Source organism: Sphingomonas sp. IC081 (assembly GCF_006874585.1).
Classification (GTDB): Bacteria; Pseudomonadota; Alphaproteobacteria; order Sphingomonadales; family Sphingomonadaceae; genus Novosphingobium.
Genome location: NZ_CP029761.1, coordinates 952,441 through 977,167 on the forward strand (window position 1 = coordinate 952,441; position 24,727 = coordinate 977,167).

24 protein-coding genes are annotated in these 24,727 nt (G+C 65.7%); 12 read left to right on the plus strand and 12 right to left on the minus strand.

Annotation, left to right across the window (positions count from 1 at the left end; translation table 11 throughout):
• Nucleotides 1–38 precede the first annotated feature (38 nt).
• The 3 genes from DM450_RS04655 (at nucleotide 39) to DM450_RS04665 (ending at nucleotide 3,211) form a co-directional block, all read left to right on the plus strand.
• Nucleotides 39–401 (plus strand): cytochrome c-type biogenesis protein, encoded by a 363-nt coding sequence (locus DM450_RS04655; protein ID WP_142637515.1) that lies wholly within the window; start codon nucleotides 39–41, stop codon nucleotides 399–401.
• The gene (locus DM450_RS04660) at nucleotides 398–1,138 is read left to right on the plus strand and encodes a tetratricopeptide repeat protein (protein WP_260610191.1); all 741 of its coding nucleotides are present in this window, start codon (nucleotides 398–400) and stop codon (nucleotides 1,136–1,138) included. The genes DM450_RS04655 and DM450_RS04660 overlap by 4 nt, the downstream gene beginning before the upstream one ends.
• A 117-nt stretch (nucleotides 1,139–1,255) precedes the next feature.
• Complete coding sequence (locus tag DM450_RS04665; RefSeq protein WP_142632830.1) at nucleotides 1,256–3,211, plus strand: potassium transporter Kup; 1,956 nt, start codon at nucleotides 1,256–1,258, stop codon at nucleotides 3,209–3,211.
• 128 nt (nucleotides 3,212–3,339) lie between these two features.
• On the opposite strand, the gene DM450_RS04670 is transcribed toward DM450_RS04665, so the two are convergent.
• The 7 genes from DM450_RS04670 to DM450_RS04700 all read right to left on the minus strand — a co-directional run bounded on the left by DM450_RS04670 (nucleotide 3,340) and on the right by DM450_RS04700 (nucleotide 10,642).
• Nucleotides 3,340–4,056, minus strand: coding sequence for an alpha/beta family hydrolase (locus tag DM450_RS04670; protein WP_142632832.1), 717 nt, complete (start codon nucleotides 4,054–4,056; stop codon nucleotides 3,340–3,342).
• Between the two features lie 114 nt (nucleotides 4,057–4,170).
• Nucleotides 4,171–4,824: an inner membrane-spanning protein YciB gene (locus tag DM450_RS04675; protein WP_142632835.1), complete on the minus strand. Its 654-nt coding sequence runs from the start codon at nucleotides 4,822–4,824 to the stop codon at nucleotides 4,171–4,173.
• Nucleotides 4,824–5,780 (minus strand): signal recognition particle-docking protein FtsY, encoded by a 957-nt coding sequence (gene ftsY, locus DM450_RS04680; RefSeq protein ID WP_142632837.1) that lies wholly within the window; start codon nucleotides 5,778–5,780, stop codon nucleotides 4,824–4,826. Before ftsY ends, DM450_RS04675 begins: the two co-directional genes overlap by 1 nt.
• Nucleotides 5,777–6,955 (minus strand): MiaB/RimO family radical SAM methylthiotransferase, encoded by a 1,179-nt coding sequence (locus tag DM450_RS04685; protein ID WP_142632839.1) that lies wholly within the window; start codon nucleotides 6,953–6,955, stop codon nucleotides 5,777–5,779. Before DM450_RS04685 ends, ftsY begins: the two co-directional genes overlap by 4 nt.
• Entirely contained in the window at nucleotides 6,952–7,782 is an 831-nt protein-coding gene (gene dapF / locus DM450_RS04690; RefSeq protein WP_142632841.1) for a diaminopimelate epimerase, read from the minus strand. Before dapF ends, DM450_RS04685 begins: the two co-directional genes overlap by 4 nt.
• A gap of 47 nt (nucleotides 7,783–7,829) precedes the next feature.
• A complete protein-coding gene (locus DM450_RS04695; protein ID WP_260610194.1) occupies nucleotides 7,830–9,497 on the minus strand; it encodes a putative bifunctional diguanylate cyclase/phosphodiesterase in 1,668 nt (555 codons plus the stop codon).
• 209 nt (nucleotides 9,498–9,706) lie between these two features.
• Nucleotides 9,707–10,642, minus strand: coding sequence for an isopenicillin N synthase family oxygenase (locus DM450_RS04700; protein ID WP_142632845.1), 936 nt, complete (start codon nucleotides 10,640–10,642; stop codon nucleotides 9,707–9,709).
• Nucleotides 10,643–10,787: 145 nt separating this feature from the next.
• On the opposite strand from DM450_RS04700, the gene DM450_RS04705 reads away from it, so the two are divergent.
• From DM450_RS04705 to DM450_RS04715, 3 genes are all read left to right on the plus strand, one after another.
• Nucleotides 10,788–11,201 carry an EVE domain-containing protein gene (locus DM450_RS04705; RefSeq protein ID WP_142632847.1) on the plus strand — a complete coding sequence of 138 codons (414 nt, stop codon included), beginning with the start codon at nucleotides 10,788–10,790 and terminating at the stop codon, nucleotides 11,199–11,201.
• A 111-nt stretch (nucleotides 11,202–11,312) separates the two neighbouring features.
• Nucleotides 11,313–11,495, plus strand: a complete 183-nt coding sequence (locus DM450_RS04710; RefSeq protein WP_142632849.1) for a CsbD family protein — start codon at nucleotides 11,313–11,315, stop codon at nucleotides 11,493–11,495.
• A 175-nt stretch (nucleotides 11,496–11,670) separates the two neighbouring features.
• Complete coding sequence (locus DM450_RS04715; protein WP_142632851.1) at nucleotides 11,671–11,898, plus strand: hypothetical protein; 228 nt, start codon at nucleotides 11,671–11,673, stop codon at nucleotides 11,896–11,898.
• A 41-nt stretch (nucleotides 11,899–11,939) separates the two neighbouring features.
• Here DM450_RS04715 and DM450_RS04720 read toward each other — a convergent pair whose 3' ends face one another.
• Complete coding sequence (locus DM450_RS04720; RefSeq protein ID WP_142632853.1) at nucleotides 11,940–13,253, minus strand: MFS transporter; 1,314 nt, start codon at nucleotides 13,251–13,253, stop codon at nucleotides 11,940–11,942.
• A 238-nt stretch (nucleotides 13,254–13,491) separates the two neighbouring features.
• Here DM450_RS04720 and pgsA point away from each other — a divergent pair, with 238 nt between their 5' ends.
• Together pgsA and DM450_RS04730 are read left to right on the plus strand one after the other, a co-directional pair.
• A complete protein-coding gene (gene pgsA, locus DM450_RS04725) occupies nucleotides 13,492–14,085 on the plus strand; it encodes a CDP-diacylglycerol--glycerol-3-phosphate 3-phosphatidyltransferase (protein ID WP_142632855.1) in 594 nt (197 codons plus the stop codon).
• 167 nt (nucleotides 14,086–14,252) lie between these two features.
• Nucleotides 14,253–15,467 (plus strand): MFS transporter, encoded by a 1,215-nt coding sequence (locus tag DM450_RS04730; protein WP_142632857.1) that lies wholly within the window; start codon nucleotides 14,253–14,255, stop codon nucleotides 15,465–15,467.
• Here DM450_RS04730 and DM450_RS04735 read toward each other — a convergent pair.
• From DM450_RS04735 to DM450_RS04745, 3 genes are all read right to left on the minus strand, one after another.
• A complete protein-coding gene (locus tag DM450_RS04735; RefSeq protein WP_142632859.1) occupies nucleotides 15,464–16,360 on the minus strand; it encodes a hydrogen peroxide-inducible genes activator in 897 nt (298 codons plus the stop codon). The two genes, DM450_RS04730 and DM450_RS04735, sit on opposite strands and share 4 nt — an antisense overlap.
• A gap of 73 nt (nucleotides 16,361–16,433) precedes the next feature.
• On the minus strand, nucleotides 16,434–17,627 hold the full coding sequence (gene rnd / locus DM450_RS04740) for a ribonuclease D (protein WP_142632861.1): 1,194 nt from the start codon (nucleotides 17,625–17,627) through the stop codon (nucleotides 16,434–16,436).
• A 91-nt stretch (nucleotides 17,628–17,718) separates the two neighbouring features.
• Entirely contained in the window at nucleotides 17,719–19,137 is a 1,419-nt protein-coding gene (locus DM450_RS04745; protein ID WP_142632863.1) for a hypothetical protein, read from the minus strand.
• A 254-nt stretch (nucleotides 19,138–19,391) separates the two neighbouring features.
• Here DM450_RS04745 and aspS point away from each other — a divergent pair, with 254 nt between their 5' ends.
• The 4 genes from aspS (at nucleotide 19,392) to mltG (ending at nucleotide 24,077) form a co-directional block, all read left to right on the plus strand.
• Nucleotides 19,392–21,182 (plus strand): aspartate--tRNA ligase, encoded by a 1,791-nt coding sequence (gene aspS, locus DM450_RS04750; RefSeq protein WP_142632865.1) that lies wholly within the window; start codon nucleotides 19,392–19,394, stop codon nucleotides 21,180–21,182.
• Nucleotides 21,183–21,415: 233 nt separating this feature from the next.
• The gene (locus tag DM450_RS04755; RefSeq protein ID WP_007013838.1) at nucleotides 21,416–21,652 is read left to right on the plus strand and encodes an acyl carrier protein; all 237 of its coding nucleotides are present in this window, start codon (nucleotides 21,416–21,418) and stop codon (nucleotides 21,650–21,652) included.
• Between the two features lie 169 nt (nucleotides 21,653–21,821).
• Entirely contained in the window at nucleotides 21,822–23,081 is a 1,260-nt protein-coding gene (fabF, locus tag DM450_RS04760; RefSeq protein ID WP_142632867.1) for a beta-ketoacyl-ACP synthase II, read from the plus strand.
• A 21-nt stretch (nucleotides 23,082–23,102) separates the two neighbouring features.
• On the plus strand, nucleotides 23,103–24,077 hold the full coding sequence (gene mltG / locus DM450_RS04765; protein WP_142632869.1) for an endolytic transglycosylase MltG: 975 nt from the start codon (nucleotides 23,103–23,105) through the stop codon (nucleotides 24,075–24,077).
• A gap of 136 nt (nucleotides 24,078–24,213) precedes the next feature.
• On the opposite strand, the gene DM450_RS04770 is transcribed toward mltG, so the two are convergent.
• Nucleotides 24,214–24,624: a sugar transporter gene (locus DM450_RS04770; RefSeq protein WP_142632871.1), complete on the minus strand. Its 411-nt coding sequence runs from the start codon at nucleotides 24,622–24,624 to the stop codon at nucleotides 24,214–24,216.
• Nucleotides 24,625–24,727: the final 103 nt, after the last annotated feature.

The window sequence follows — 24,727 nt, forward strand, 5'->3', positions numbered from 1 at the left end:
TGCTGACGGCGTTCGCGCTCTGCGCGGCCCCGCCGGTCATGGCGCAGGAGGAGCAGTCCACCGCGCCTTATGCCTATCGCCAGCTGGACGATCCGGCCAAGGAGCAGGAAGCACAGGCGCTGATGGTTTCGCTGCGCTGCCTGCAGTGCCAGAGCCAGTCGATCGCCGATTCGGATGCGCCGATCGCCGGATCGATGCGCAGTCTCGTGCGTGAACGCATCGCCGCAGGGGAGGATCCCGAGGCGATTCGCGCCTGGCTGGTCGAGCGTTACGGTGATTACGTGAGCTACGCTCCGCGCGTGACCACGCTGACCTGGCCGCTGTTCGCGGTGCCGCTCGCGCTGCTGGCGCTGGCGGGGCTGCTGCTGCGCGGCCGGTTCCGCAAGGGAGGTCAGGCATGACCTGGGTTCTTGTGGCCGTGCTGGCACTGGCCGTTTTCGCGCTGGCCGTCTTTGTCTTCAAGGTTCCCAAGGGCGGGCGCGAGGCGGTGGCCGCCGCGCTGGCGCTGGGTATCGCGGGTTATGCCGCGCAGGGCACGCCCGCGCAGCCCGGTGCGCCCAAGGATGCCGAGGAAGGGCGCTCGGGCGAACTTGGCGAATTCTTCGCGCAGGCGCGCGCCACTTTCAGTTCGAGCGTGCTGCCGCCGAGCGACCGCTGGGTGATGATCGCCGACGGGCTGGCCCGGCACGGCGAATATGCCGATGCCGCCGAAGTGCTGCGCGGCACCGTCGAGAACGAACCGGCCGAGCCTGCCCGGGATCCCGATGTCCGCGCCTATCGTTCGGATGCCTGGCTTTCGCTGGGCAACGCGCTGGTGGCCCATGCCGAAGGCCAGCTGACCCCGGCGGCGGCCTATGCCTATCGCCGGGCCGCCAGGTCCGATCCCGAGGCGGCCGGTCCGCCGTTCTTCCTGGGCCTGGCGCTGGCGCAGAGCGGCAAGCTCGCCGAAGGCCGCGCGCTCTGGGCGGATTTGCTGGCCCGCGCGCCCAAGGATGTGAAATGGCGCCCGATTCTCGCCCAGCAACTGGCCCGACTGGACGCTTTCATCGCCGCGCAGGGCGGCGGTGTCGGCGGCGGCGGGGCAGGACAGCCCCGTTCCGAATCGCCGAATTCCGCCACTCCCGTCACGTCACGGTGAACGACCGACTAAGTATCGTTGCCTGCTCCTTGGCATGCTGCTAACGGCGGGCGCTTGTCGCGGCATGACATCGTTATCCGGTGTCATTACCCGACAAGGCCATTACGGGGCGCTGGAATGAGTGTTGCAAGTTCGGATACCGCTGAGGTCCCGACAGTGATCGATCCGGCTACAGGCCGGAAAACGCCTGCCGGGGGGCATGGCTCCGGAAATATCACCAAGCTGGCGCTCGGCGCCGTCGGGGTCGTCTTCGGCGATATCGGCACGAGCCCGCTTTACGCGTTTCGCGAAACCTTCGTCGGCCCGCATCCGCTGGCGATCGACGAATTGCACATCCTCGGCGTCGTCAGCCTGATCTTCTGGTCGATGACGCTGGTCGTGTCGGTCCAGTACGTCGGCATCCTGATGCGGGCGGACAACAAGGGGCAGGGCGGCAGCCTTGCGCTCGTCGCGCTGATCTCGGGCGTGATCCGCAAGTCGCGCTGGGGCCCGCTGGTGGTGCTGCTGGGTGTCTTCGCGACCTCGCTGTTCTACGGCGATTCGATGATCACCCCTGCCGTCTCGGTGCTCTCCGCGGTCGAGGGCCTGACCGTCGTGCAGAGCGACCTTGCGCCTTTCGTGCTGCCGATCGCGCTGGTGCTGCTGGTGGCGCTGTTTGTCATCCAGAAGAGCGGGACGGCCAAAGTCGGCGCGCTGTTCGCGCCGGTCATGGTGGTCTATTTCACGGTGCTGGCGGTGCTGGGCATCTACCATCTGGTGCAGCTGCCCCATGTGCTGGTGGCGCTGAACCCGTGGTACGCGATCCAGTTCTTCATGACCGACAAGGTGCTGGGTTTCCTCGCACTGGGTTCGGTGGTGCTGGCGGTGACCGGTGCGGAGGCGCTCTATTCGGACATGGGGCACTTCGGCCGCGGTCCGCTGCGTCTCTCGTGGTTCGGCTTCGTGATGCCGTGCCTGCTGATCAACTATTTCGGCCAGGCGGCGATGATCCTGGGTCTCGACGATGCGTCGGCGGCCGAGGCGATGGAGAACCCGTTCTTCCACCTCGCCCCTGAAAGCCTGCGCCTGCCACTGGTGATCCTGGCGACCTGCGCCACCTTCATCGCCAGCCAGGCGGTGATCTCGGGCGCGTTCTCGATCACCCACCAGGCCATGCAGCTGGGCTTCATTCCTCGCCTTTCGACCCGCCACACCAGCGAGCACGAAGTCGGCCAGATCTACATTCCCTTCGTCAACTGGGCGCTGATGACCGGCGTGATCGTGCTGGTCCTGGTGTTCCAGAACTCGTCGAACCTCGCCTCGGCCTACGGCATCGCGGTGACCGGGGCGATGCTGATCGACACCTGCCTGATGAGCGTGCTCCTGATCGTGCTGTGGCGCTGGAAGCTGTGGCAGGCGATCCCGGTGATCGTCACCTTCTTTGTGGTCGACGGCGCCTACTTCGCGGCCAACGCCACCAAGATCAAGGATGGCGGCTGGTTCCCGCTGATGATCGGCGGCATCGCCTTCACCTTGCTGACGACGTGGAACAAGGGCCGCCGCCTGATGCGCGAGCGCATGACCGAGGCGGCGCTGCCGCTCAACGTCTTTGCCAAGAGCGCGCATGGCTCGGCCGCACGCGTGCCGGGCACGGCGATCTTCATGGCCTCGACCAACGCCGGCGTGCCTTCGGCGCTGCTGCACAACATCAAGCACAACAAAGTGCTGCATGAGCGTGTGGTGGTGCTGACGGTAGAGGTGCAGGACGTGCCCTATGTCGAGCCCTCGGAGCGTTATTCGATGACCGAGCTGGGCCAGGGTTTCTACCGCATGACGCTGCGCTACGGCTTCATGGAGGAGACCGACGTGCCGGCCGCGCTCGCCCATAACGAGATCTGCGGCGGGCCGTTCGAGATGATGAAGACCAGCTTCTTCCTCTCGCGTCAGACCCTGGTGCCTTCCTCCAAGCCCGGCATGGCGATCTGGCGCGAAAAGCTCTTCGCGTGGATGATGCGCAATGCGGCGAGCGCCATGGAGTTCTTCCGCCTGCCGACCAACCGCGTGGTGGAACTGGGCAGCCAGCTGGAGATCTGACCAACCGGCTATGCTGGGGCATGGTCCGTGCACGTTGCATGTCTCATGCCCCATATCTCATGCCTCATGCCCCGTCGTCATTCGCATCGCTTATGTCGGCATATCGCGAAATGTGGCCGGGAAACGCGTCAGGCCGTGCGGGCGGCAGTTCCATCGAGGAGCGCTCGCAATGTACTCAAGGCGCGTTCGAATTCGCTGTTTTCCAGCCGGTCGCAATCGTGATCGCAGGCAAGCATCGTGATCCGGGCGTGGCTGGGCAGCCTGTCCTTCAGCGCTATGGGGTCATTGCCGTAGGGATCCCGGTCGCCCTGCAGCAGCAGCATGGGTTTGCTCACGCCGGGCAGATGCTGTGTGCGGTACGCTTCGGGCGGATTGTCGGGGTGTTTGAATGGGTAGCCGAAGCAGGCAATCGCGCCGATCGCAGGATGCTCGGCGATGCGTGTGGCCGCTATGCCGCCCGCGGAGTGGGTGATCAGTGCGATCGAGCCTCTGGCCATCCTGTCCAGCAGCAAGCCGAGTTCACGCGCCTCATTGGCGATAATGCCGTGCCGGATGGCGTAGCCGTGATCCAGGCGATGACGGTCACCGGCGATCAGCGCCAGTCGCAAGGCCAAGCGCGCGGCGCGGCGTAGACGCTGAAATCTACCGCGATTCGACGTGCTGACGGCCGGGCAGCGGCGATCGATCCATACGGTCATGCGGTCGTAGGAGGTGCGGTAGTTCGATTCGAACCAATGCAGCGCATAGCCTTCGCTATGGAGGCAGTTGACCATGCTTCGGATCGCGTCGGATTCCCGTGCCTTGTTGGTGCGGCCGACGATGACGATGGTATCGATGGTCTGCATGAGGTCCCGCTGGCGCTCTGCGGCTCCCGGGCCGTGCATGGACGGCCTGATGGAACGGCGGCGGCATTATGCTCGCCGCCTCAGGGCCGCTGGCATGGGCATCTGCCGTGCACTTCAGTCGTGCGGCGGGTTCTCGATCACTTCTTCCTTTGCCGCCTCGCCCATGCCGTGCTTCAGCACCATCGGCAGCTGCGAGAAGGTGAAGACGAAGGACAGCACGGTGAAGCCCCAGAGCTTGGCCTGAAGCCAGGCCTCGAAGCTGACGGTGAAGACCAGTGCGGTGTTGAGCACCGCCAGGAACAGGAAGAACCACGCCCAGTTGCGCGAAAGCTTGAGCCAGCCTTCGTCGCTGAGACCCTCGAAGGCGGACTGGAGCAGGACTTTCAGCATCGGCTTGCCGCGCATGAGGCCGAAGAACAGCACGCCCGCGAACATCAGGTAGACGGCGGTGGGCTTGATCTGGATCCAGAAGGCATCGTGGAACACCACGGTGAGGGCGCCGAAGCCGACGATCAGCACCGTCGTCAGCCAGAGCATCGGCGAGATATGGCCAAGCCGCCATTTCGACAGGCCCAGCGCGATCACGGTCGCCACCATGAAGGCCATCGTGCCCTTGATGACGGCGGTGACGGTCGCCACCGGATTGGCATCTCCCGGCGGCGAGAAATGCTTGTAGGCGAGGAAAAAGACCAGCAGCGGGCCAAAATCGACGACGAGGTTCACCCAGCTCGACTTCGGCTTCCGGGGAGCGGCGGATTCGGTGGTCATCAGGCGATCCCGGCAATCACGCGGGCCAGCAGGTCCGGGTTGAAGGGGCGCAAGTCGTCGATCTTCTCGCCGACGCCGATGGCGTGGATCGGCAGGCCATACTGCTCGGCCGCCGCGACGAGGACGCCGCCGCGCGCGGTGCCGTCCAGCTTGGTCATGATCAGGCCGGAAACGCCCGCCACTTCCTTGAAGATCTCGATCTGCGAGAGCGCGTTCTGGCCGTTGGTGGCGTCGAGCACCAGTACCACGTCGTGCGGCGCCTCGGGATTGAGGCGGCCGAGCACGCGGCGGATCTTGGACAGTTCGTCCATCAGTTCGCGCTTGTTCTGCAGGCGCCCGGCGGTGTCGACGATCAGCGCGTCGATGCCCTGTTCTGTCGCGGCCTTGACCGCGTCGAACACGATCGAGGCCGGGTCGCCGCCCTCGGGACCCTTGACCAGCGGAATGCCCAGGCGGTCCGCCCAGACGCCGAGCTGGCCGATGGCGGCTGCGCGGAAGGTGTCACCGGCGGCGAGCATGACCGAATAGTCCTGCTCCTGGAACAAGTGCGCGAGCTTGGCGATCGTGGTGGTCTTGCCCGATCCGTTGACGCCGATGACCAGGATCACCTGCGGGCGCGGGAAGGCGACGACGTCGAGCGGCTTGGCCACCGGACGCAGGATCTCGGCGATCTCGCGGGCGACCACTTCCATGATCGCGCGTTCGTCGGCATCCCTCTCGAAGCGTTCGGCGGCAAGACGCGCGCGGATGCGGGCGGCGGCGCGGGGGCCGAGGTCCGACATGATCAGCGCATCCTCGATATCGTCGAGCTGCGCTTCGTCGAGCGTGGTCTTGCCGACGATGCCGGACAGGTTCTCGCTCAGGCGTTCGGTGGTCTTGCGAAAACCGCCGAACAGGCGGTCGGACCAGTCGCGTTCAGCCCCCAGTGTTTCAGGGTTCTGGCCGTCGGTACTCATGCTTCCAGTATTCCTTCGACTACCCTTGCGGGCGTGACGCGGACCAGCGTGCCGGCCGGAACGGACTCGGGCACGCGGACCTTCGCGTAGTTCTGCGCATGGCCGGTGCCGCCTCTTTCGGCAAGCACCGATAGCGGCTGGCCGACAAGACCGGCAAGCCAGCGCGCGCGGGTTTCGGCAATCGCCTCGCGCAGTTCGGCGGCGCGGCGGCGGATGGTGGCGCCGTCCACCGCAGGCATGCGTGCGGCGGGGGTGCCGGGGCGCGGCGAATAGGGGAAGACGTGGCCATGCACCACATCGAGTTCGCGCACGATGGAGAGGTTGGCGGCGTGGGCCTCCTCGCTCTCGGTCGGGAAGCCGGCGATGAGGTCGGCGCCGATCGCGATGTCCGGGCGGCGGGCCTTGAGGTCGCTGACCAGCGTCACGGCATCGGCGCGGCTGTGGCGTCGCTTCATGCGCTTGAGGATCAGGTCGTCGCCGTGCTGGAGCGAGAGGTGGACATGCGGCATCAGCCGCGCTTCATCGGCAAGCAAGCCGAACAGCCTGTCGTCCACTTCCGCGCCGTCGATCGAGGAAAGGCGCAGGCGGGGCAGGGCAGGGAAGCGGGCGAGGATCGCCTCGCAGAGCGCGCCGAGGCGCGGCGAGCCGTCGAGATCGCCGCCCCACGAGGTGAGGTCGACGCCGGTGAGCACGACTTCCTGCACGCCCTTGTCGGCATGGACGGCGATGTCGGCCAGCACTTCGTCCACCGAGCAGGAGCGGCTGGGGCCGCGCCCTTGCGGGATCACGCAGAAGGTGCAGGCATGGTCGCAGCCGTTCTGCACTTGCACGAAGCCGCGCGTATAGGCGCGGTGCTGGCGCACGGGCGGCGCGGCAGGCACGTTCCAGGCGCGCGGGTCCAGCTTGGCGGTATTGGCGACGATGCCGTCCACTTCCGGCATCGCACAGAGCATCTCGCGCTCGACTTCCGCCGCGCAGCCGGTGACGATGAGGCGCGCGTCCGGCCGTTCCTTGCGCGCACGGCGGATCGCCTGCCGGGTCTGGCGTACCGCTTCTGCCGTGACCGCGCAGGAATTGACGACAACGAGGTCTTCTGCGCCGCCAAGCAGGCCGCGCAGGGTTTCGCTTTCGGAGATATTGAGGCGGCAGCCGAGCGAGTGGACTTCGACGGTCAAGCGGGGACCTTGTCTCGAATTCCGTAGTCGGCGGTTTCGAACGAACCGCGGAACGATTCGGTGGCCGGGCCGGTCATCACGATTACGTCGTCCGCACGCCATTCGATGGCCAGCGGGCCGCCGGGCAGGGTGACGGTGACCTTGCGGTCGACCAGGCCGCGCTTCATCGCGCCGATGGCGGTTGCGCAGGCACCGGTGCCGCAGGCGCGGGTAAGTCCGGCGCCGCGTTCCCATACGCGCAAGGTGATGGCATCGCGCGCGTTCACGGCAGCGACGTTGACGTTCACCCGCTCGGGGAAGATCGGGTCGTTCTCGACCAGCGGGCCGAGGCGGGCCATGTCGATGCGGTACGGATCCTCGACGAAGAAGATCGCATGCGGATTGCCGACGTTGACGGCGATGGGATTGACCAGCTCTTCCCAGGCGACCGGCATGGCGTGGGTATCCATCGCATAGCCGAGCGGGATGTCCTGCCAGCCGAAGCGCGGCTTGCCCATCTCGACGGAAATGCCGGTGTCGGTGGGCGTGGTCGAGACGATGCCGCCGAGTGTCTCGATCGTGGCGGGGCGACCATGGAGCAGGCCGACCGCACGCGTGGCATTGCCGCAGGCTTCCACCTGGCTGCCGTCGGCATTGAAGATCAGCATCTGGAAGTCGCCGAGGTCGGACGGGGCCAGCACGATCAGCTGGTCGCAGCCGATGCCGGTGTGGCGGTCCGCCAGCGCCGCGGCAAAGGCTGCGTCGATCGGCGGCAGTGCGCCGGTGCGTCCATCGAGCACGACAAAGTCGTTGCCGAGCCCATGCATCTTGGTGAAGTCGATCCGCATGGGCGCGATGTATGCGTTCGGCGCCCTCAGGTCCAGTCTTGAGGGCGCTATCCGATGCTGGCCTTGGGCACCTGCTGGGCGATCGAGAACACTTCCTGCGCCACGTCGCCGTTGGCAACGATGCCGATCGTGCCCAGCCATTCGGCCAGCTCCGCGGCAGGGCGAGGGCGCCCGTAAAGATAGCCCTGGCCCTTGATCTTGTCGTACTTCAGCAAATGTTCGAGCACGTCGCCGGTCTCGATGCCCTCGGCGGTGATCGGCAGGTCCATGCCCTTGCCGAGCATGGCGATGGCATGGACGATGGCGGCGCTGTCCTTGTTCTCGGCAATGCTGGACACGAACGAGCGGTCGATCTTGATGCGGTCGAACGGCAGGCTGCGCAGCTGCGCCAGCGAACTGTAGCCGGTGCCGAAATCGTCGAGGCTGATCGTGATGCCCTGGTTCTTGAGGCTGGTGATCAGCGAGCGGACTTGCGCCAGGTTCTGGTGCAGGCACGATTCGGTGATCTCGATCTCCAGCCGGTGTGGCGGGAAATTGGCTTCCAGCAGGATCTTGAGCAGCTTCTGCGCAAACCAGGGATCGCGCAGCTGGATCGGCGAGATGTTGACCGCCAGCGTCAGTTTCTGGTCCCATGCCTTGGCGTCTTCCAGGGCCTGGGCGATCACGCTTTCGGAAAGCTCGGCGATCACGCCGATTTCCTCGGCGATGGGGATGAAGATGTCGGGCGAGACGATGCCGAACTGGGGAGAATCCCAGCGCGCGAGCATTTCGAAGCCGGTCAGTTCGCCGGTCTGCAGGTCGATCTGCTGCTCGTAGAACGGCACGAATTCGCCGCGCGCCACGCCCTTGCGGATGCCGTATTCGAGTTCGTTGCGGAAACGCATCTCGTCGGCCATCGGCGCTTCGAACCAGAAGTAGCTGTTCCGGCCCTGGCGCTTGGAGTGGTACATGGCGATGTCCGCCATTTCGAGCAGGGTGCGGGCATCGGGCAGGGTGCCTCCGCGCGCGTGGCTGTCGCTGCGGGCGAGGCCGATCGAGGCGGTGACCTCGATGCTGATGGCGTTGATCGTTGCGCTCTGGGCGATGGCTTCGACCAGCGAGGCGGCAATGCCGTCGATGCGGTCGGGCCGATTGCGGTCGAACTCCACGGCAACGGCGAACTCGTCGCCGCCGATGCGGCTGACCAGCGCCTTCGAGGGCAGACAGCCGGTGATGCGCTTGGCGCATTCCTGCAGCAGCCGGTCGCCGGTATTGTGTCCGTTGAAGTCGTTGACCTGCTTGAAATTGTCGAGGTCGATCATGATCAGCGTCACCGCGCGGTCGCCGGTGAGCGCGGCCTGGCGGACCATCGTGTCGACGGCGTCGTTGAAGCTGCGGCGGTTGAGGAATCCGGTCAGCGGATCGGTTTCGGCCAGGCGCCGGGCCTGGCGCTCGGCTTTCTTGCGCAGCTGGATCTCTTCGCAGAGTTGGCGATAGCGGCTCCACCCGAAGATGATGATCGCCACGTTGAGCAGGAAGGCGTTGAGGATGAAATTGTCGGGGCCGGGGCCGTGGCCGAGCAGTGACTTGACGACGTCGGGGCCGACTTCACTGCCGGTGGCGATGAAGAGAAGGATCGCGGCCGTGACGATGCCGAGCGCGATGATGTCGATCTGGCGGTCGCCATCGAAATCATCGCCGGCGTTATCCGGCTGTGCGACCAATGCAATCTTCACGGGATGTGTCCCCCCAGAACGGCTACCCATGGCCGGGGGATATCCGGTGGGGTTGAAGTTTTGGTTAAATTTTTCAACCCGGACGATCAGACAAAAGCCGTAAAACGGCGATGTCCGGCTGAAAGTTCCCGGTCACGTCCGTTTTGCGTGACCCAGGGCCGGAGTGCCCCGGGGAGACGCCTTGGCGACGTTCCCCCGGGGCACCGGTTTCAGGCCTTGAGGCCGATCTCGCGCAGGCGTTCCTGCAGATAGTCGTCGGCGGTGATGCTCACCGGGTAGCGGTCGGGGTTTTCCGGGGTGATGCACTGTTCCAGCGTCTTGAACGGGAAGTCGCTGCGCAAGTGCAGGAAGAAGGGCATCGAGTAACGGCTGTGCGCGGCGCGCGCGCCTTCGGGATTGCGTACGCGGTGCGTGGTCGAGGGCAGCACGTGGTTGGTCAGGCGCTGGAGCATGTCGCCGATGTTGATGACCACGGCGCCTTCGGGCGGGGCAACCGACAGCCACTCGCCGTTCTTGCCGAGCAGTTCGAGCCCGGCTTCCTGGGCACCGAGCAGCAGGGTGATGAGGTTGATGTCCTCATGCGCGCCGGCACGGATGGCGCCGCCCGCGCCTTCGCCCACCGGCGGGTAGTGCAGCAGGCGCATGACCGAGTTGCCGTCGTCGATGGCCGGATCGAACCAGCGTGCGTCGAGGCCGAGGTCGACCGCGATGGCGGAGAGGATTTCGGCACCGGCCTTGTCGAACTGGGCATAGAGTTCGGTGAAGGTTTCCTGGAAGCCTTCGATCTCGCTGGGCCAGATGTTCGGCGGCATCGAGGCGGCCAGCGGCGAGCCTGCGGGCAGGTCGCGGCCGACGTGCCAGAATTCCTTGAGGTCCTTCTCGGTCGCGCCCTTGGCGACTTCGGTGCGGAACGGGGTGTAGCCACGTGCGCCGCCCTGGCCTGCGATGAAGTACTGGCGCTTCGTTTCGTCGGGCAGCGCAAAGAAGCGGGCGGTCAGGTCCCAGGCGCGGTCGATCAGCGCCTGGTCGATGCCGTGGTCGCGGACCATGGCAAAACCGAAGGTGCGGAAGCTCTCGCCGATGCGCGCGGCAAATTCGGCGCGGTCGGATTCGAGGCTGAGGACGGGAATCTGGGCAAGGTTCATCATGGTCTTCCAAACAGGATTCGGTCGAAGTGCTTGAAGATCAACGACTGGCACGGGCCGAATCACTGGTGTTGTCTTCGCGGCTGCTATTGCTATGCCGCCCCATAAAAGTTTCTGTCCCAAATCAAAATTCGAAAGGCTCGCGATGGCGAAGCGCTACTGGCTGATGAAGTCCGAACCCGATGCCTACGGCTGGGCCGACCTCGTCAAGGAAGGCGAGGGCACCTGGGATGGTGTGCGCAACCACCGTGCGGCCAACAACCTGCGCGCCATGGAAGTGGGCGACGAGGCGTTCTTCTACCATTCCAACATCGGCAAGGAGATCGTCGGCATCGCCGTCATCAGCGTGTCGGGGCTAACCGATCCCAGCGATGCGGAAGGCAAGTGGGCGGCGGTCAAGGTCAAGCCGGTGCGCAAGCTGCGCCGTCCGGTGACGCTGGCGCAGATCAAGGCCGATCCCCGGCTTGCCGAAATGGAGATGATCCGGCTCTCGCGCCTGTCGGTGGCGGAAGTGACGGCTGAGGAATGGGACTATATCCTGGCGCTCTCCGAACGCTGAACGCGGCAGGGGCACGGTTCGGCGCAGCGGCGGCAACCGTGCCGCAGGCCATGCGCTTTTCCCTTCGTGAACGCGGCGATAGTCCGCCGCGCCAGACCAAGGAGAACAGCCATGGGACAGCTCAAGGACACCATCAAGGGCCTCGGCAACGAGATCGCCGGTAACGCCAAGCAGGTCGCGGGCGATGTCCGCAATGACCCGGCGCAGAAGGCCGAGGGCAAGGTCCAGGAAAAGAAGGGCGAGCTTCAGCAGGGCCTCGGCAAGGTCAAGGGCGCGCTTGGCGACCGTGTCTGACCGGTCGACCCTTCATCGACGTTCGAAAGGGCTGCCGAAAGGTGGCCCTTTATTTTTGAGAAGTGATTGAATGTTAAAGGTTTGAAAGCGCGATTTGCGGCGCATTCGTCCCGATTTGGGATGTCCCGTTTCGGGCGTCTGGCAAGACGGTAAACAAAGTCTTAATCTTGCCGCCATGAGACGATTGCAACGCCGCACGCTTGTGCTCACCAGCGAGTCCGCCCGGCATCCGTTCCGGCGCACGCTTTCACCCCGCGTCTTCGTGGCCGCGCTCCCGGCCGATGTCGAGGCGGCTGAAAACGAGCAGGCGCGCCGTGCCTGGCGCCTCAGCGGCGCTGATTGGCGCGGCTTCCTTTCCGCCTATTGCGCTTCGCTGGTCGCGATCGCGGTCTTCATCGCCTGAGTGCAGGGCTGACTGCTGGCGAAGGGGGGCGTGCCGCGCGGTCAGGCCGTGTGCGCCGACTTCTCGGCGCGGAACAACAGGTAACCGAGCCAGGCCGAGGCGCCGCAGGCAACCGCCACGACCATCATCTGCTGCACCACCGGCAGTCCCAGCCAGGTCATCGCGCCGGTCACCAATGCGCCGACCACCATCGCGCCGGAATTGACGATATTGTTCGCGGCAATCGTCCGCGCCGTCAGCGACTTGTCGACGAAGGTCGTCAGGAAGGCATAGAGCGGCACGACAAACATGCCGCCGCAGATCGCGATGCCCAGCAGCGTGCCGAGCAGGGCGAGAGCCAGCGGCTGGACCAGGAACGTGCTGACGTTCATCAGCGGGTCCGTGGCCAGATGGCCCGGCCAGATCGCGCAGACTTCCTGGAACGCGATCAGGAAGGCGCCCATGCCGATCACCGAGATCGGCGACCAGCGCGCCGAAACGGTGCCCTTGAGCAGGGCATTGATCGCCATTGAACCGATCGCCACGCCCACCGAGAAGATCACCAGGAACAGGCTGGCCACTTCCTTGCTGGCATTGAGGATGTTCTTGGTCAGCGGCGGGAACTGGATGAAGAGCACCGTGCCGATCGCCCAGAAGAAGCTGATCGAGCAGACCGCGAGGAACACGCGGCGGTCGCTGAGCGTGGTGCTGACGAGCCGGATCGAGGCGCGCAGGACATGGAAGTCGAGTGGTTCGGGCGTGCACATCGGCGGGGCGGAAGGCACCTTGCGGCCGGCGACATAGCCGAGGATGGCGACGATCACGACCATGATCGCAGCGTGATCAACGCTGATCCACCCGGCGACGATGGTGCCCGCAAGCACCGCGATGTAGGTTCCCGCCTCGACAAGGCCCGTGCCCGAAAGCACTTCGCCCTCGCGCAGGTGCTGGGGCAGGATCGCGTACTTGATCGGTCCGAAGAAGGTGGAGTGCACGCCCATCGCGAAGAGCGCGAGCAGCATCAGCGGAATCGCCAGCGCGTCGAGCGCGACATGTTGCCAGGCCAGCGCAAGACCGGTGCCGCCCACGACCATGATCGCGATTTCGCAGGCCTTGATGACGCGAATGATCTTCGCCTTGTCTCGCATGTCGGCGAGTTGGCCGGCGAGCGCGGAGAGCAGGAAGAACGGGATCACGAAAATGCCCGAGGCCAGCGCGCTGAAACGGGCTTCGGCGGCCTCGGAGTTGTAGACCCCATAGACCACGAAAAGCACCATGGCGTTCTTGAACAGGTTGTCGTTGAACGCCCCGAGCAACTGGGTGACGAACAGAGGCAGGAAACGCCTCGCGCGGATGAGTTTGGTCGTCGTGGTCATGTCGTTGGAAAAATCGGCGGCCTCACTCTTCGTGCCGGGACACTTAATGCCACAGGGCGAGCGCACAAGCCCTGATCGGCATTTTCTTGGGTGCGGCGGGTGCATGGCGGCGGTGACGCAGGGGAGGAAGCCCTCTCCGCGACAATTCGCATTCCCGCGATTTTGTCCGAAAAACCGAAGACTCTTGAGTCACTCTTCCATTCTCAAACGCGCACATCGCCGCTATGGCTGTGCGGCGATGCTTACCTTGCCGAATATCCTCACGCTCTCCCGCATTGTCGCGATGCCGCTTCTGGCCTTCCTGCTGTGGTGGCCGAAATGGGAATTTGGCTATGGCCTTGCTTTCGCGCTCTACTGCCTGATGGGCATTACCGACTATTTCGACGGCTATCTCGCCCGGTCGAGCGGGGCGGTGTCCAAGCTCGGCGTGTTCCTCGATCCGATCGCCGACAAGATCATGATCGCGGCGGTGATCCTCGTGCTGACCGCGCAGGGCGTCCTGACCGGCCCTTACGTGGGCGACATGCATGTCATCGCCGGGCTGATCATTCTCGTGCGCGAGATCGCGGTCTCGGGGCTGCGGGAATTCCTCGGCGGATTGCAGGTCTCGGTGCCGGTCAGCAGGCTCGCCAAGTGGAAGACCACGTTCCAGATGATCTCGCTCGGCGCGCTGATTCTCGGCGCCGCGATGCCTTGGTGGAACCTCGATCTCGGCGCGCTGGTGATCAACGTGCCGCACACGGTGGGGCTGACCACCTTGTGGGGCGCGGCCGTGCTGACGCTGATCACCGGCTGGGATTACTTGCGGGTCGGCCTCAAGCACATGGATTGAGCGCGGCGATCGAGCCCGGCGACCAAGGGCGGCGGGGTCCTCGAGGCAGGCGCGATGGCCCGCGTCTGGTTGCAAAAAACGCTAACCCGAGTGCGCTTGTTGCGTTTGGCTCAAGCGTTCGCCTGCGTCAGGTGCCTGCGCAGTCGGGGGACATCGCTATCGCAAGGATGAATCCCATCACCGCCTCTCGTCGCCTGCTTGCCGCCCAGTTCCGCAATCCCAATCCGAAGCCTCGGAAATTCGGGCGCGCGCTGGTGTTTGCGCTGGCGGCCTCGGCGGGGCTGACGGTCGCCAACATCTATTACGGCCAGCCCATGCTCGGCCTGATGGAGCGTGACGTTCCTGGCGCCGCGATCACCTACGTGCCGACCGCCACGCAGCTCGGCTACGCGGCGGGCCTCATGCTGCTGGTTCCCCTCGGCGATCTGGTCGAGCGCAAGCGGCTGATCGTCCTCCAGTGCATTGCCCTGGCGATCGGGCTGGCGCTGGTCGCGATTGCGCCGAGCGGGGCGATGGTGCTGGCGGCATCGCTGGTGGTCGGCCTGCTGGCCTCGGTGGCGCAGCAGATCGTGCCGCTTGCGGCCAATCTCGCGCCGGAGGACAAGCGCGGCTCGGTGGTCGGAACGGTCATGGCCGGGCTGCTCTGCGGCATCCTCCTGAGCCGCACCCTGGCCGGGTTCGTGGGCGCCGAGTTCGGCTGGCGGGCGATGTTCGCACTGGCGGTGCCGCTGGCGCTGGGAACTGCCGGACTGCTGGCCTGGCAATTGCCGCGCAGTCAGCCCAAGCCTGCGGGCATGGGCTATGGCGGGCTGCTGGTCTCGCTCTGGGGGCTGTGGCGCGAATTTCCCGCGCTGCGCCTCGCCACCTTCACCCAGTGCACCCAGTTCGGCGTGTTCAGCGTGTTCTGGACGATCCTCGCACTGCATTTGCAGGAGCCGCGCTTCGGGCTCGGGTCGGAAGTGGCCGGGCTGTTCGGCATCCTCGGCGCTGCCGGGGTGCTGGCCGCGCCGATCGCCGGCCGGATCGCCGACCGCCGCGGGCCGCACATGGTGATCGTGGCGGCAAGCGCGTTCACGCTGGCTTCCTGGCTGATCTTTGCATTCTGGACTTCGATCGCCGGGCTGGTGATCGGTGTCCTGGTGCTCGACTTCGCGATCCAGGCCAGCCAGATTTCCAACCAGAGCATCATCTATGCCCTGCGTCCTGAAGCGCGTTCGCGCATCAACACCGTCTACATGGGCACGATGTTCCTGGCCGGGGCGGTGAGTTCGGGGGCGGCGACGGTGGTCTGGCACCACTGGGGCTGGAACGGGGTGACGATGCTGGGCATCGCCATCGCTTCGGTCGGCATGGCGCTGCAGGGGCTGCGCCGCCGGGGCTAACCGGCGCGCAGTTCGTCCGCGAGCAGTCGGAATTCTTCCGCGCGCGGCGAATTCCGGCGCCAGACCAGCGCGATCTCGCGGTTGGCGTGGGGGGAATTGAGCGGGCGGGCGACCACATTGGTGCCGTTCAGGATACCGGCATCGATGGCCATTTCCGGCAGCATCGTCAGGCCGAGCCCGTTGTCGACCATCTGCACCAGGGTGTGCAGGCTGGTGCCGATCATCGTCGCCGAAGCGCGCAGTTCCGGGCGGTTGCAGGCCGCCAGCGCGTGGTCTTTCAGGCAGTGCCCGTCTTCCAGCAGCAGCAGGCGATGCTCGTCGATGATGTCGGGGCCGACTTCCTCGGGTGGGTTGCGCGGATCGTCATTGGGAAAAGCGACGTAGAAGGCGTCGAGCTCGATGGTCTCCTTCTCCACTTCGCCGGTGGCGTAGGGCAGGGCGAGCAGCACGCAGTCGGCGCGGCCGTGGTGGAGCGATTCGATGGCGGCCTGGCTGGGTTCCTCGCGCAGGAACAGCTTGAGGTTCGGGCGCTCGCGGCGCAGGCGCGGCAGCATGCGGGGGAGCAGGAACGGCGCGATCGTCGGGATCACGCTCATGCGCACTTCGCCCGAGAGCGGCTTTCCGCTCGACTGCACGAGATCCGACAGTTCCTCGGTCTCGCGCAGGATGCGGTGGGCTTTTTCGACTACGGCATTGCCCAGCGGGGTGAAGCGTACCGCCCGCTTGGTACGTTCGACCAGCGTGACGCCGAGCAGGGCCTCCAGATCGCGCAGGCCCGCCGAAAGCGTGGACTGCGAGACGAAGCAGGCATCCGCGGCACGGCCGAAATGGCCATGCTCATGAAGCGAGACAAGGTACTGAAGCTGCTTGAGCGTGGGCTGATAGACGGTCACGCGCGGGCTATCGCACGAAGAGGGGCGCTTCGCCAACCATTTGCGCGCGATCCGTGAATTGAGGGCAGGCCGGTCACTCGGTGACCGGCACCTCTTCCGCATCCTCGACACGAGTCATCTTCAGCTTGCCGTCGACGACCGCGAAGGCGAGCTTGCCCTCCACGAGGTCGAGGGCATCATGGCCGAAGACTTCGTAGCGCCAGCCTTCCAGGATCGGCAGGTTCTTGCGCACGCCGGCGGCCAGCAGTTCGAGGTCCTCGCTGCGCGCCAGCAGGCGGGCGGCCACGTCGATCTCGCGCGCGCGGATCTTGAGCAGCAGCTTGAGCAGGTCCGCCACCAGCGAGCCTTCCTTGCCGAGCGGCGCACCGCGCGGGGCGCGCGGCGGCATCTCGTCATCGGTCAGCGGCTGCGACTTGGCGATGGTGTTCATCAGGCGCTTGCCGATGTCGTTGTCCTTCCAGCCCTGCGAGAGGCCGCGCACCTTGGCAAGGTCCGACTGCTGCTTGGGCGGGTGGCTGGCGAGGTCGGCCAGTGTCTCGTCGCGGGCGATGCGGCCGCGCGGGATGTTCTTGCCCTGCGCCTCGATCTCGCGCCATTCGGCGATGGCCTTGAGGCGGCCGAGCATGGCGGCGTTGCGGCCGGCGGCCTTGATGCGCTTCCACGCCTCGGTGGGGTCGTTGCGGTAGTTGGCCGGATCGGCCAGCTTTTCCATTTCCTGGTCAAGCCACTGGCCGCGCCCGGTCTTCATCAGGCGCTTGAGGATCTTGGGGAAGATCTTGGCCAGATGGGTGACGTCGCCGATGGCGTATTCGATCTGGCGTTCGGTCAGCGGGCGGCGCGACCAGTCGGTGAAGCGGGCGCCCTTGTCGATGGTCAGGCCCTGCCACGATTCGACCAGGTTCGAATAGCCGATCTGCTCCGACTGGCTGATCGCCATCATCGCGATCTGCGTGTCGAAGATCGGATGCGGGGTGCGGCCGGTGAAGTTGTAGATGATCTCGACGTCCTGGCCGCCGGCGTGGAAGACCTTGAGCACGTCCTCGTTGTCGGTCAGCAGGTCGAGCAGCGGAGACAGGTCGAGCCCGTCCGCCTTCGGATCGACGGCGGCGGCTTCCTCGGTATTGGCGATCTGCACGAGGCAGAGTTCGGGCCAATAGGTGTTCTCGCGCATGAACTCGGTATCCACCGTCACGAAATCCGATTTCGCGAGGCGTTCGCACAGAGCGGCGAGCTCTTCCGTCTTTGTAATAAGCGGGTGAATGATCATTGCGACTGCGGCGTTACGCCGAACCGGGCGGGGGATCAATCTCCCCGACCGGTCCGACTCCCAGTTTTGTCGGAGAAATCCGGCGACGATGCTATTTTTTGCCGAACAGGCGTTCGAGCAGGCTGCTGACCAGGCTGGCCGGGCGCTCTTCCTCGATCGCGATGGTCTCGCGGTCGACGAAGCGGCGGCGCAGCTGGGTGCCGGTGACGTGGATGCCCGGCGGCGGCAGGTGCAGCGCTTCCTCGTCCTCCTGAACCGGCATCGCTTCGCGTGCGGGTTCGAGAACCGGAAGGGGCGCGGTCGCAGGCGTGGCGGTCGCCGCCATGCGCAGGCCGTCGAGCGCGGCATAGTCGGTTGCGGCGTCGGTTGCGGCCAGCTCCGCCGTTTCCTCGCTTTCGAGGTCATGGTGCTGTGTTTCGGCGGGCCAGTCGTCGAAGCCGGCAGCCTCGAAATCGGCCGCGCCAAAGTCGATCCGTTCCTGTGCCTGCGGGTACTGGCGGAACACGCTGCCGGGCAGTTCATCGGCGGAAGGGGGCTGCCCGGGGGCGCCGAACAGCGGCGGCGCGGTCTCGGTCGATGCCTCCTCTTGCGCCAGCGGCGGTGCAAAAGGCGCGCGGCCGGTATCGAAGATCGGCGCCGGGAGTTCGGTGGGCTGCAGATCGGACGGCGTCAGGTCCGATGAGGGCAGGTCCAAAGAGGGCAGGTGTGGGGGCGGCGCGGGCATCGCGGCAAGATGCGCGCCGAGGTCCAGCGGGCGGCGCTCCAGCACGGCGCCGATCCCGCGGGCGGCGGGCGCCGGTCCGGTCGATACGAAGCCATCGCGCGCACTCGCGGCCGGGGCCTCGAACCAGGGGTAGGCCTCGTTGCTGCCCACCAGCACCGCCATGGCGCGGGGAAGTCCCTCTGCGGCAACCTTGTCGCGCACGGCCTGGTGGATCAGTACGGCGAGATAGCAGGCACCGACCACGAAGCCGCGCTGTTCCTCGGGTGTTGCGCTGCCGCTGCGGCAATGGTTCTCAAGCGCGGCGATCACGGCGTTGAGATCGTCGAGCCCGGCTACTCGCAAGGTGTCGTCGAGGTCCTCGAAAGCCCCCTGCCAGGCATTGGTCGTGCCGGTATAGCCGGCGCAGAGTCCGTCGCGATCGGCGTGGGAGAAGCCCCAGGCCTGGTCGGTATAATATGTGGTCTCGAATGCGAGAGTGGGGGCGCCGCCGAAACCCGCCTGCATTCCGCAGACATCGATGCCGATCGCGGTGATCGGATCGCCGGGGCTGTCGAGTTCGCCGATCCGTTCGATCAGGCGGTCCCAGCCGGTGACTTCGAGTTCCGACGCGGCAATGAACCGGAAGCGCGCGGGCAGGGGCTGTCCCTCGCCGCACAAGTAGCCAAGTTCGGCCTTGAGCGCGCGGGCGGCCTGATCGGCGTCGCCGGCGCGCAGCATGGACTCGATCGCGAGGCGGAATTGGCTTTCCGGCCTGCCGTCGACCGTGACGTCCGCAAGCATTGTCATTCTCCATGAGACCCTTTGATGCGGGGATAGCTCCGCAATGGTTGATACCGGGTTACCGCGGCCGCTATGTCTGGCGCGCGCGCTTGCGGCAGCGGCTGCGCATGCGGGGCAAAAGTGCGTCAAAGGCGGGGTGGAGCGTGTCCAGGGCCGGGCGGGGCGCGCGAATGCAAATCCCCATCTGGAAATAATCCGGCCACTCGACTAGGGGGCACGGCTTGCAACCTGTTTCAGATCAAGAGAAGCGCGAGCCCGCCATGACTCATCCCTATCGCTCCCACACCTGCGGCGCCCTGACCGCTGCCGAGGTCGGCCAGGCCGTCCGCCTCTCGGGCTGGGTGCATCGCAAGCGCGATCACGGCGGCGTGCTCTTCGTCGATCTGCGCGATCACTACGGCATCACCCAGATCGTCACCGACAGCGACAGCCCGGCGCTGGCCGTGCTCGATTCGCTGCGTGTCGAATCGGTGGTCACCATCGAGGGCGAAGTGAAGGCCCGCAGCGCCTCCACCGTGAACCCGAACCTGCCGACCGGCGAGATCGAGGTCTACGCCCGCGCCGTGACCGTCCAGGCGAAGGCCGAGGAACTGCCGATGCCGGTCGCCGGCGAGCAGGAATATCCCGAGGATATCCGCCTGCGCTATCGTTTTCTCGACCTGCGCCGCGAGACGCTGCACGCCAACATCGTCAAGCGCACCAAGATCATCTCGGACATGCGCCGCAAGATGGAAGGCATCGGCTTCACCGAATACGCGACGCCGATCCTGACTGCCTCGTCGCCCGAAGGCGCGCGCGACTTCCTGGTGCCCAGCCGCATCCACGCCGGCAAGTTCTACGCGCTGCCGCAGGCGCCGCAGCAGTACAAGCAGCTGCTGATGGTCGCCGGTTTCGACCGCTACTTCCAGATCGCCCCCTGCTTCCGCGACGAGGACCCGCGCGCCGACCGTCTGCCGGGCGAGTTCTACCAGCTCGACCTCGAAATGAGCTTCGTGACCCAGGAAGAGATCTGGGAAACCATGGAGCCGGTGCTCCAGAGCGTGTTCGCCGATTTCGCCGAAGGCAAGCCGGTCACCCCGGCAGGCAGCTTCCGCCGCATTCCGCACGCCCAGTCGATGCTGGATTACGGTTCGGACAAGCCCGATCTGCGCAACCCGCTGATCATCAAGGACGTGACCGAGCACTTTGTCGAATCGGGCTTTGGCATCTTTGCGGGCATTGTCGCGAACGGCGGCGTGATCCGCGCGATCCCGGCTCCGGGTGCGGGCGCGGGCAGCCGCAAGTTCTTCGACGACATGAACGTCTGGGCGCGCGGTGAAGGCTATTCGGGCCTTGGTTATATCAACATCAAGGACGGCGTCCCCGGCGGCCCGATCGCCAAGAACCACGGCGAGGAAAAGACCGCCGCGCTGATCGAGGCGCTGGGCCTTGGCCCGAACGACGGCGTGTTCTTCGCCGCCGGCAAGGAAGAGCAGGCCGCCAAGCTGGCAGGGCTCGCCCGTATCCGCACCGGCGAGCAGCTCGACCTGATCGACAAGGACCGCTTCGAGCTGTGCTGGATCGTCGACTTCCCGTTCTACGAATGGGACGAGGACAACAAGAAGGTCGACTTCGCGCACAACCCGTTCTCGATGCCGCAGGGCGGCATGGAAGCGCTGGAAGGCCAGGACCCGCTGACGATCAAGGCGTACCAGTACGACCTCGTCTGCAACGGTTTCGAAATCGCCTCGGGCTCGATCCGTAACCAGTCGCCGGAACTGATGGTCAAGGCCTTCGAGATGGTCGGCCTGACCAAGGCTGACGTCGAGGAGCGCTTCGGCGGTCTCTACCGCGCCTTCCAGTACGGCGCCCCGCCGCACGGCGGCATGGCGGCCGGTGTCGATCGCATCGTGATGCTGCTTTGCGGCGCGCAGAACCTGCGTGAAGTGGCGCTGTTCCCGATGAACCAGCGCGCCGAAGACCTGCTGATGGGCGCGCCGACCCCGGCCGAGCCCAAGCAGCTGCGCGAACTGCACATGCGTGTAGTGGAGCCGCAGAAGCCGGCGGCCTGACAGCAGGCTGTTTGCCTCCAAAAGAAGACCCCGGTTTTCCGGGGTCTTTTTCGCCGAGGCGGCTGAAGAATGGGCGATATGGGCTGGAAAAGCCCGGCGCAGGTCGATAAGGACGCCTGCGATGCCTCGCGCGACGGCACCAACTTGCGCGCGAGGCTTGCCAGCGCCCCGCCCAATCATTAGGGCGGCTGGCGAGATACAATACTGACCGATTTTTGAAGGGGTCTATTCACATGAGCGATACCGCCGATCGGGTTAAGAAGATCGTCGTCGAGCACCTCGGCGTGGAAGCCGACAAGGTCACCGAAGAAGCAAGCTTCATCGACGATCTGGGCGCTGACTCGCTCGACATCGTCGAGCTGGTCATGGCGTTCGAAGAAGAATTCGGCGTCGAGATCCCGGACGATGCGGCTGAAAAGATCAGCACCGTCTCCGATGCGATCAAGTACATCGAAGAGAACAAGGGCTGATCCGGCCTTCGGTCACAATGGCGTCTCCGGTCTCGGCCGGGGCGCCTTGTGTCCACTCACGGATTGAAATCGACAGGCTCGACCTCTAAGGGGGCGGGCCTGTTGCCGTTTCTGCCGGTGGAGTTTCCAGCGGTGCAACCACGGCCTATTTGAGTTTTGGAGAGCGTGAATGCGTCGCGTCGTCGTAACCGGTCTTGGTCTGGTCACCCCGCTCGGGGCTGATGTCGAGACCACCTGGGCCAACATCCTTGCTAGCAAGAGCGGTGCGGGTCCGATCACCAAGTTCGATGCTTCGGACCAGAAGTGCCAGATCGCCTGCGAAGTGAAGCCGGCCGATCATGAGTACGGGTTCGATGCCGGCAAGCGCGTTGATCACAAGATCCAGCGCCAGGTCGATCCCTTCATCGTCTTCGGCATCGATGCCGCTGGCCAGGCGCTCGAGGACGCCGGTCTCACCGACATGAGCGAGGAAGACAAGCTCATGGCGGGCTGCTCGATCGGTTCGGGCATCGGCGGTCTGCCGGGCATCGAAAGCGAATCGCTGGTTCTGGCCGAAAAGGGCCCCGGCCGCGTCTCGCCGCACTTCGTCCACGGCCGCCTGATCAACCTGATCTCGGGCCAGGTCTCGATCAAGTACGGCCTCAAGGGGCCGAACCACGCGGTCGTCACCGCCTGCTCGACCGGCGCCCACTCGATCGGCGATGCCGCACGCATGATCAAGGACGGCGATGCCGACATCATGCTTGCGGGCGGCGCCGAATCGACTGTCTGCCCGATCGGCATTGCCGGTTTCGCGCAGGCCCGCGCGCTCAACTGCAGCTACAACGACCGCCCTGAACAGGCGAGCCGCCCTTACGACAAGGATCGTGACGGCTTCGTCATGGGCGAGGGCGCCGGCGTTCTTGTCCTCGAGGAATACGAGCACGCCAAGGCCCGCGGCGCGAAGATCTACTGCGAAGTGATCGGCTACGGCCTTTCGGGCGATGCCTTCCACGTCACCGCTCCGCATCCAGACGGCGACGGTGCCTACCGCTCGATGCAGATGGCGCTGAAGAAGGCGGGCATGACCCCGGCCGACATCGACTACATCAACGCCCACGGCACTTCGACCATGGCCGACACCATCGAACTGGGCGCCGTGCGCCGCCTGTTCGGCGATGCCATCGGCTCGGTGTCGATGAGCTCGACCAAGTCGGCCATCGGCCACCTGCTCGGCGGTGCCGGCGCGGTCGAATCGATCTTCTGCATCCTGGCGATGCGTGACCAGATCGTGCCGCCCACGCTCAATCTCGACACCCCGGACGAGGGCTGCGAGGGCGTCGACCTGGTTCCCCACGTCGCGCGCAAGCGTGAGGTGCGCGCGGTGCTGAACAACTCGTTCGGCTTCGGCGGCACCAACGCCAGCCTGGTGATGCGCAAGATCGACTGATCGCGAAAGGCTGAAGAGGCGATGATGTCGCGGCGCAACTGGTTTATCGTCGCGGCCATCGGCCTGTCGGCGGTGATCGCCCTCTGGTCCTTCGTGGGCGGCTGGTACGGTTCCGGCCCGCTCGCGAAGGACACCCATTTCATTGTTCCCAACGGGGCGAGCCTCGCCTCGGTGGCAGAGCGGCTGGAAAAACAGGGCGCGATCCGCTCTGCCAGCGGCTTTGCGCTGCGCGCCCGCGTGTTCGGCGGCGGCGGCGCGATCAAGGCGGGCGAGTTCGCCATTCCCGCCCACGCCAGTTCCTCGCGCATCCTGGCGATCATCTCCAGCGACGATGTGATCCGCCGCTTCGTCACCGTGCCGGAGGGCATGCCCTCGATCATGGTGCAGGAACGCTTGATGGCGCAGAGCGGTCTGACCGGCGACGTCGCCGTGCCGGACGAAGGCTCGATCCTCCCGGACAGCTACGCCTTCGGCAAGGGTGAAAGCCGTGAGGACGTGCTGCGCCGCATGCAGGCGGCCATGCGGCGGACGCTGGCCGAACTTTGGGACAAGCGCGACCAGGGTCTGGTGGTGAAGACGCCCGGGCAGGCCGTCATTCTTGCCTCGATCGTCGAGAAGGAAACCGGCAAGCCCTCCGAGCGGACGATGGTGGCCGGGCTCTATTCCAACCGCCTGCGCATCGGCATGCCGCTGCAGGCCGATCCTACGATCATCTACCCGATCACCCGGGGCAAGCCGCTCGGCCGCCGGATCCTCCAGTCGGAGATCCGCGCCGTCAACGACTACAATACCTACTCGATGCCCGGCCTGCCCAAGTACCCGATCACCAACCCGGGCAAGGCCTCTATCGAGGCGGTGCTGCACCCGGCCAAGACCGGCGCGCTCTACATGGTTGCCGATGGGACCGGTGGCCACGCTTTTGCCTCGACGCTGGCCGAGCACAACGAGAACGTGAAGAAGTGGTTCGCGATCCGCCGCGCGCGCGGCGAGATCTGAGGTCGCGATAAACGGGCAGGGGCGGTCAGGCGCGGACGGGCGCGGACGGGCGCGGACAAGGGGGGGGGGGGGCGTGGCGCCCGCTGCCCGCCCCGGGCCGTTTGCCAAGGGCCCGCGCCAATGCCCTGGGCCTGCGTCAATGCAACGTGCCGTCGGCCCGCTTGCGGCGTGCATACGTGACCGATGCGATCGCGATCGCCAGGATCATCAGCGGAAAGATCGCCGAAGCCGGTCCCTTGGCGCCCAGCATCCCGAAATCGAGGAAGCTCCAGCCGAACTGCACGATCACGCCCGCCAGCGACAGCGCAAAGAAGGCCCAGGCGCTTCCGCGTCGCATCAGCAGCAGGAGCGCGCCCAGGGTTCCGCTCCATACCGCGATCGCATAGGCGCCCCAGGCCCAGGCGGGCATCTGCATCAAGGCCTGGGCGGCGACCGGATCGGTTCGGGCCAGTTCGTCGAGATCGGTGCTGGCCTGCATGAAATAGGCGGCGTCGCCCAGCAGGTTCCACACCAGGATGCCGGAGGCGATGATCCAGAACCTGCGCATGTTGCTCTCCCCAGGTGCACCACCATAGGATAGGGCGATCCTGCCGCATGGACTGCCCGCTGACAATCCGCTCGTGGTGGGAGTGGGAATCGCCCGCTATCGA

What these genes read in the sequence shown, in the direction of transcription:
- DM450_RS04705 (WP_142632847.1), top strand. Translation starts at nt 10,788, where the DNA reads ATGGCGAAGCGCTACTGGCTGATGAAGTCCGAACCCGATGCCTACGGC.
- aspS (WP_142632865.1), top strand. Translation starts at nt 19,392, where the DNA reads ATGACTCATCCCTATCGCTCCCACACCTGCGGCGCCCTGACCGCTGCC.
- ftsY (WP_142632837.1), bottom strand. Translation starts at nt 5,780, where the DNA reads ATGAGTACCGACGGCCAGAACCCTGAAACACTGGGGGCTGAACGCGAC.
- DM450_RS04655 (WP_142637515.1), top strand. Translation starts at nt 39, where the DNA reads ATGGCGCAGGAGGAGCAGTCCACCGCGCCTTATGCCTATCGCCAGCTG.
- dapF (WP_142632841.1), bottom strand. Translation starts at nt 7,782, where the DNA reads ATGCGGATCGACTTCACCAAGATGCATGGGCTCGGCAACGACTTTGTC.
- fabF (WP_142632867.1), top strand. Translation starts at nt 21,822, where the DNA reads ATGCGTCGCGTCGTCGTAACCGGTCTTGGTCTGGTCACCCCGCTCGGG.
- rnd (WP_142632861.1), bottom strand. Translation starts at nt 17,627, where the DNA reads ATGATCATTCACCCGCTTATTACAAAGACGGAAGAGCTCGCCGCTCTG.
- DM450_RS04675 (WP_142632835.1), bottom strand. Translation starts at nt 4,824, where the DNA reads ATGACCACCGAATCCGCCGCTCCCCGGAAGCCGAAGTCGAGCTGGGTG.
- DM450_RS04660 (WP_260610191.1), top strand. Translation starts at nt 398, where the DNA reads ATGACCTGGGTTCTTGTGGCCGTGCTGGCACTGGCCGTTTTCGCGCTG.
- DM450_RS04715 (WP_142632851.1), top strand. Translation starts at nt 11,671, where the DNA reads ATGAGACGATTGCAACGCCGCACGCTTGTGCTCACCAGCGAGTCCGCC.
- DM450_RS04665 (WP_142632830.1), top strand. Translation starts at nt 1,256, where the DNA reads ATGAGTGTTGCAAGTTCGGATACCGCTGAGGTCCCGACAGTGATCGAT.
- DM450_RS04670 (WP_142632832.1), bottom strand. Translation starts at nt 4,056, where the DNA reads ATGCAGACCATCGATACCATCGTCATCGTCGGCCGCACCAACAAGGCA.
- mltG (WP_142632869.1), top strand. Translation starts at nt 23,103, where the DNA reads ATGATGTCGCGGCGCAACTGGTTTATCGTCGCGGCCATCGGCCTGTCG.
- DM450_RS04745 (WP_142632863.1), bottom strand. Translation starts at nt 19,137, where the DNA reads ATGACAATGCTTGCGGACGTCACGGTCGACGGCAGGCCGGAAAGCCAA.
- DM450_RS04770 (WP_142632871.1), bottom strand. Translation starts at nt 24,624, where the DNA reads ATGCGCAGGTTCTGGATCATCGCCTCCGGCATCCTGGTGTGGAACCTG.
- DM450_RS04755 (WP_007013838.1), top strand. Translation starts at nt 21,416, where the DNA reads ATGAGCGATACCGCCGATCGGGTTAAGAAGATCGTCGTCGAGCACCTC.
- DM450_RS04720 (WP_142632853.1), bottom strand. Translation starts at nt 13,253, where the DNA reads ATGACCACGACGACCAAACTCATCCGCGCGAGGCGTTTCCTGCCTCTG.
- pgsA (WP_142632855.1), top strand. Translation starts at nt 13,492, where the DNA reads ATGCTTACCTTGCCGAATATCCTCACGCTCTCCCGCATTGTCGCGATG.
- DM450_RS04710 (WP_142632849.1), top strand. Translation starts at nt 11,313, where the DNA reads ATGGGACAGCTCAAGGACACCATCAAGGGCCTCGGCAACGAGATCGCC.
- DM450_RS04700 (WP_142632845.1), bottom strand. Translation starts at nt 10,642, where the DNA reads ATGAACCTTGCCCAGATTCCCGTCCTCAGCCTCGAATCCGACCGCGCC.
- DM450_RS04730 (WP_142632857.1), top strand. Translation starts at nt 14,253, where the DNA reads ATGAATCCCATCACCGCCTCTCGTCGCCTGCTTGCCGCCCAGTTCCGC.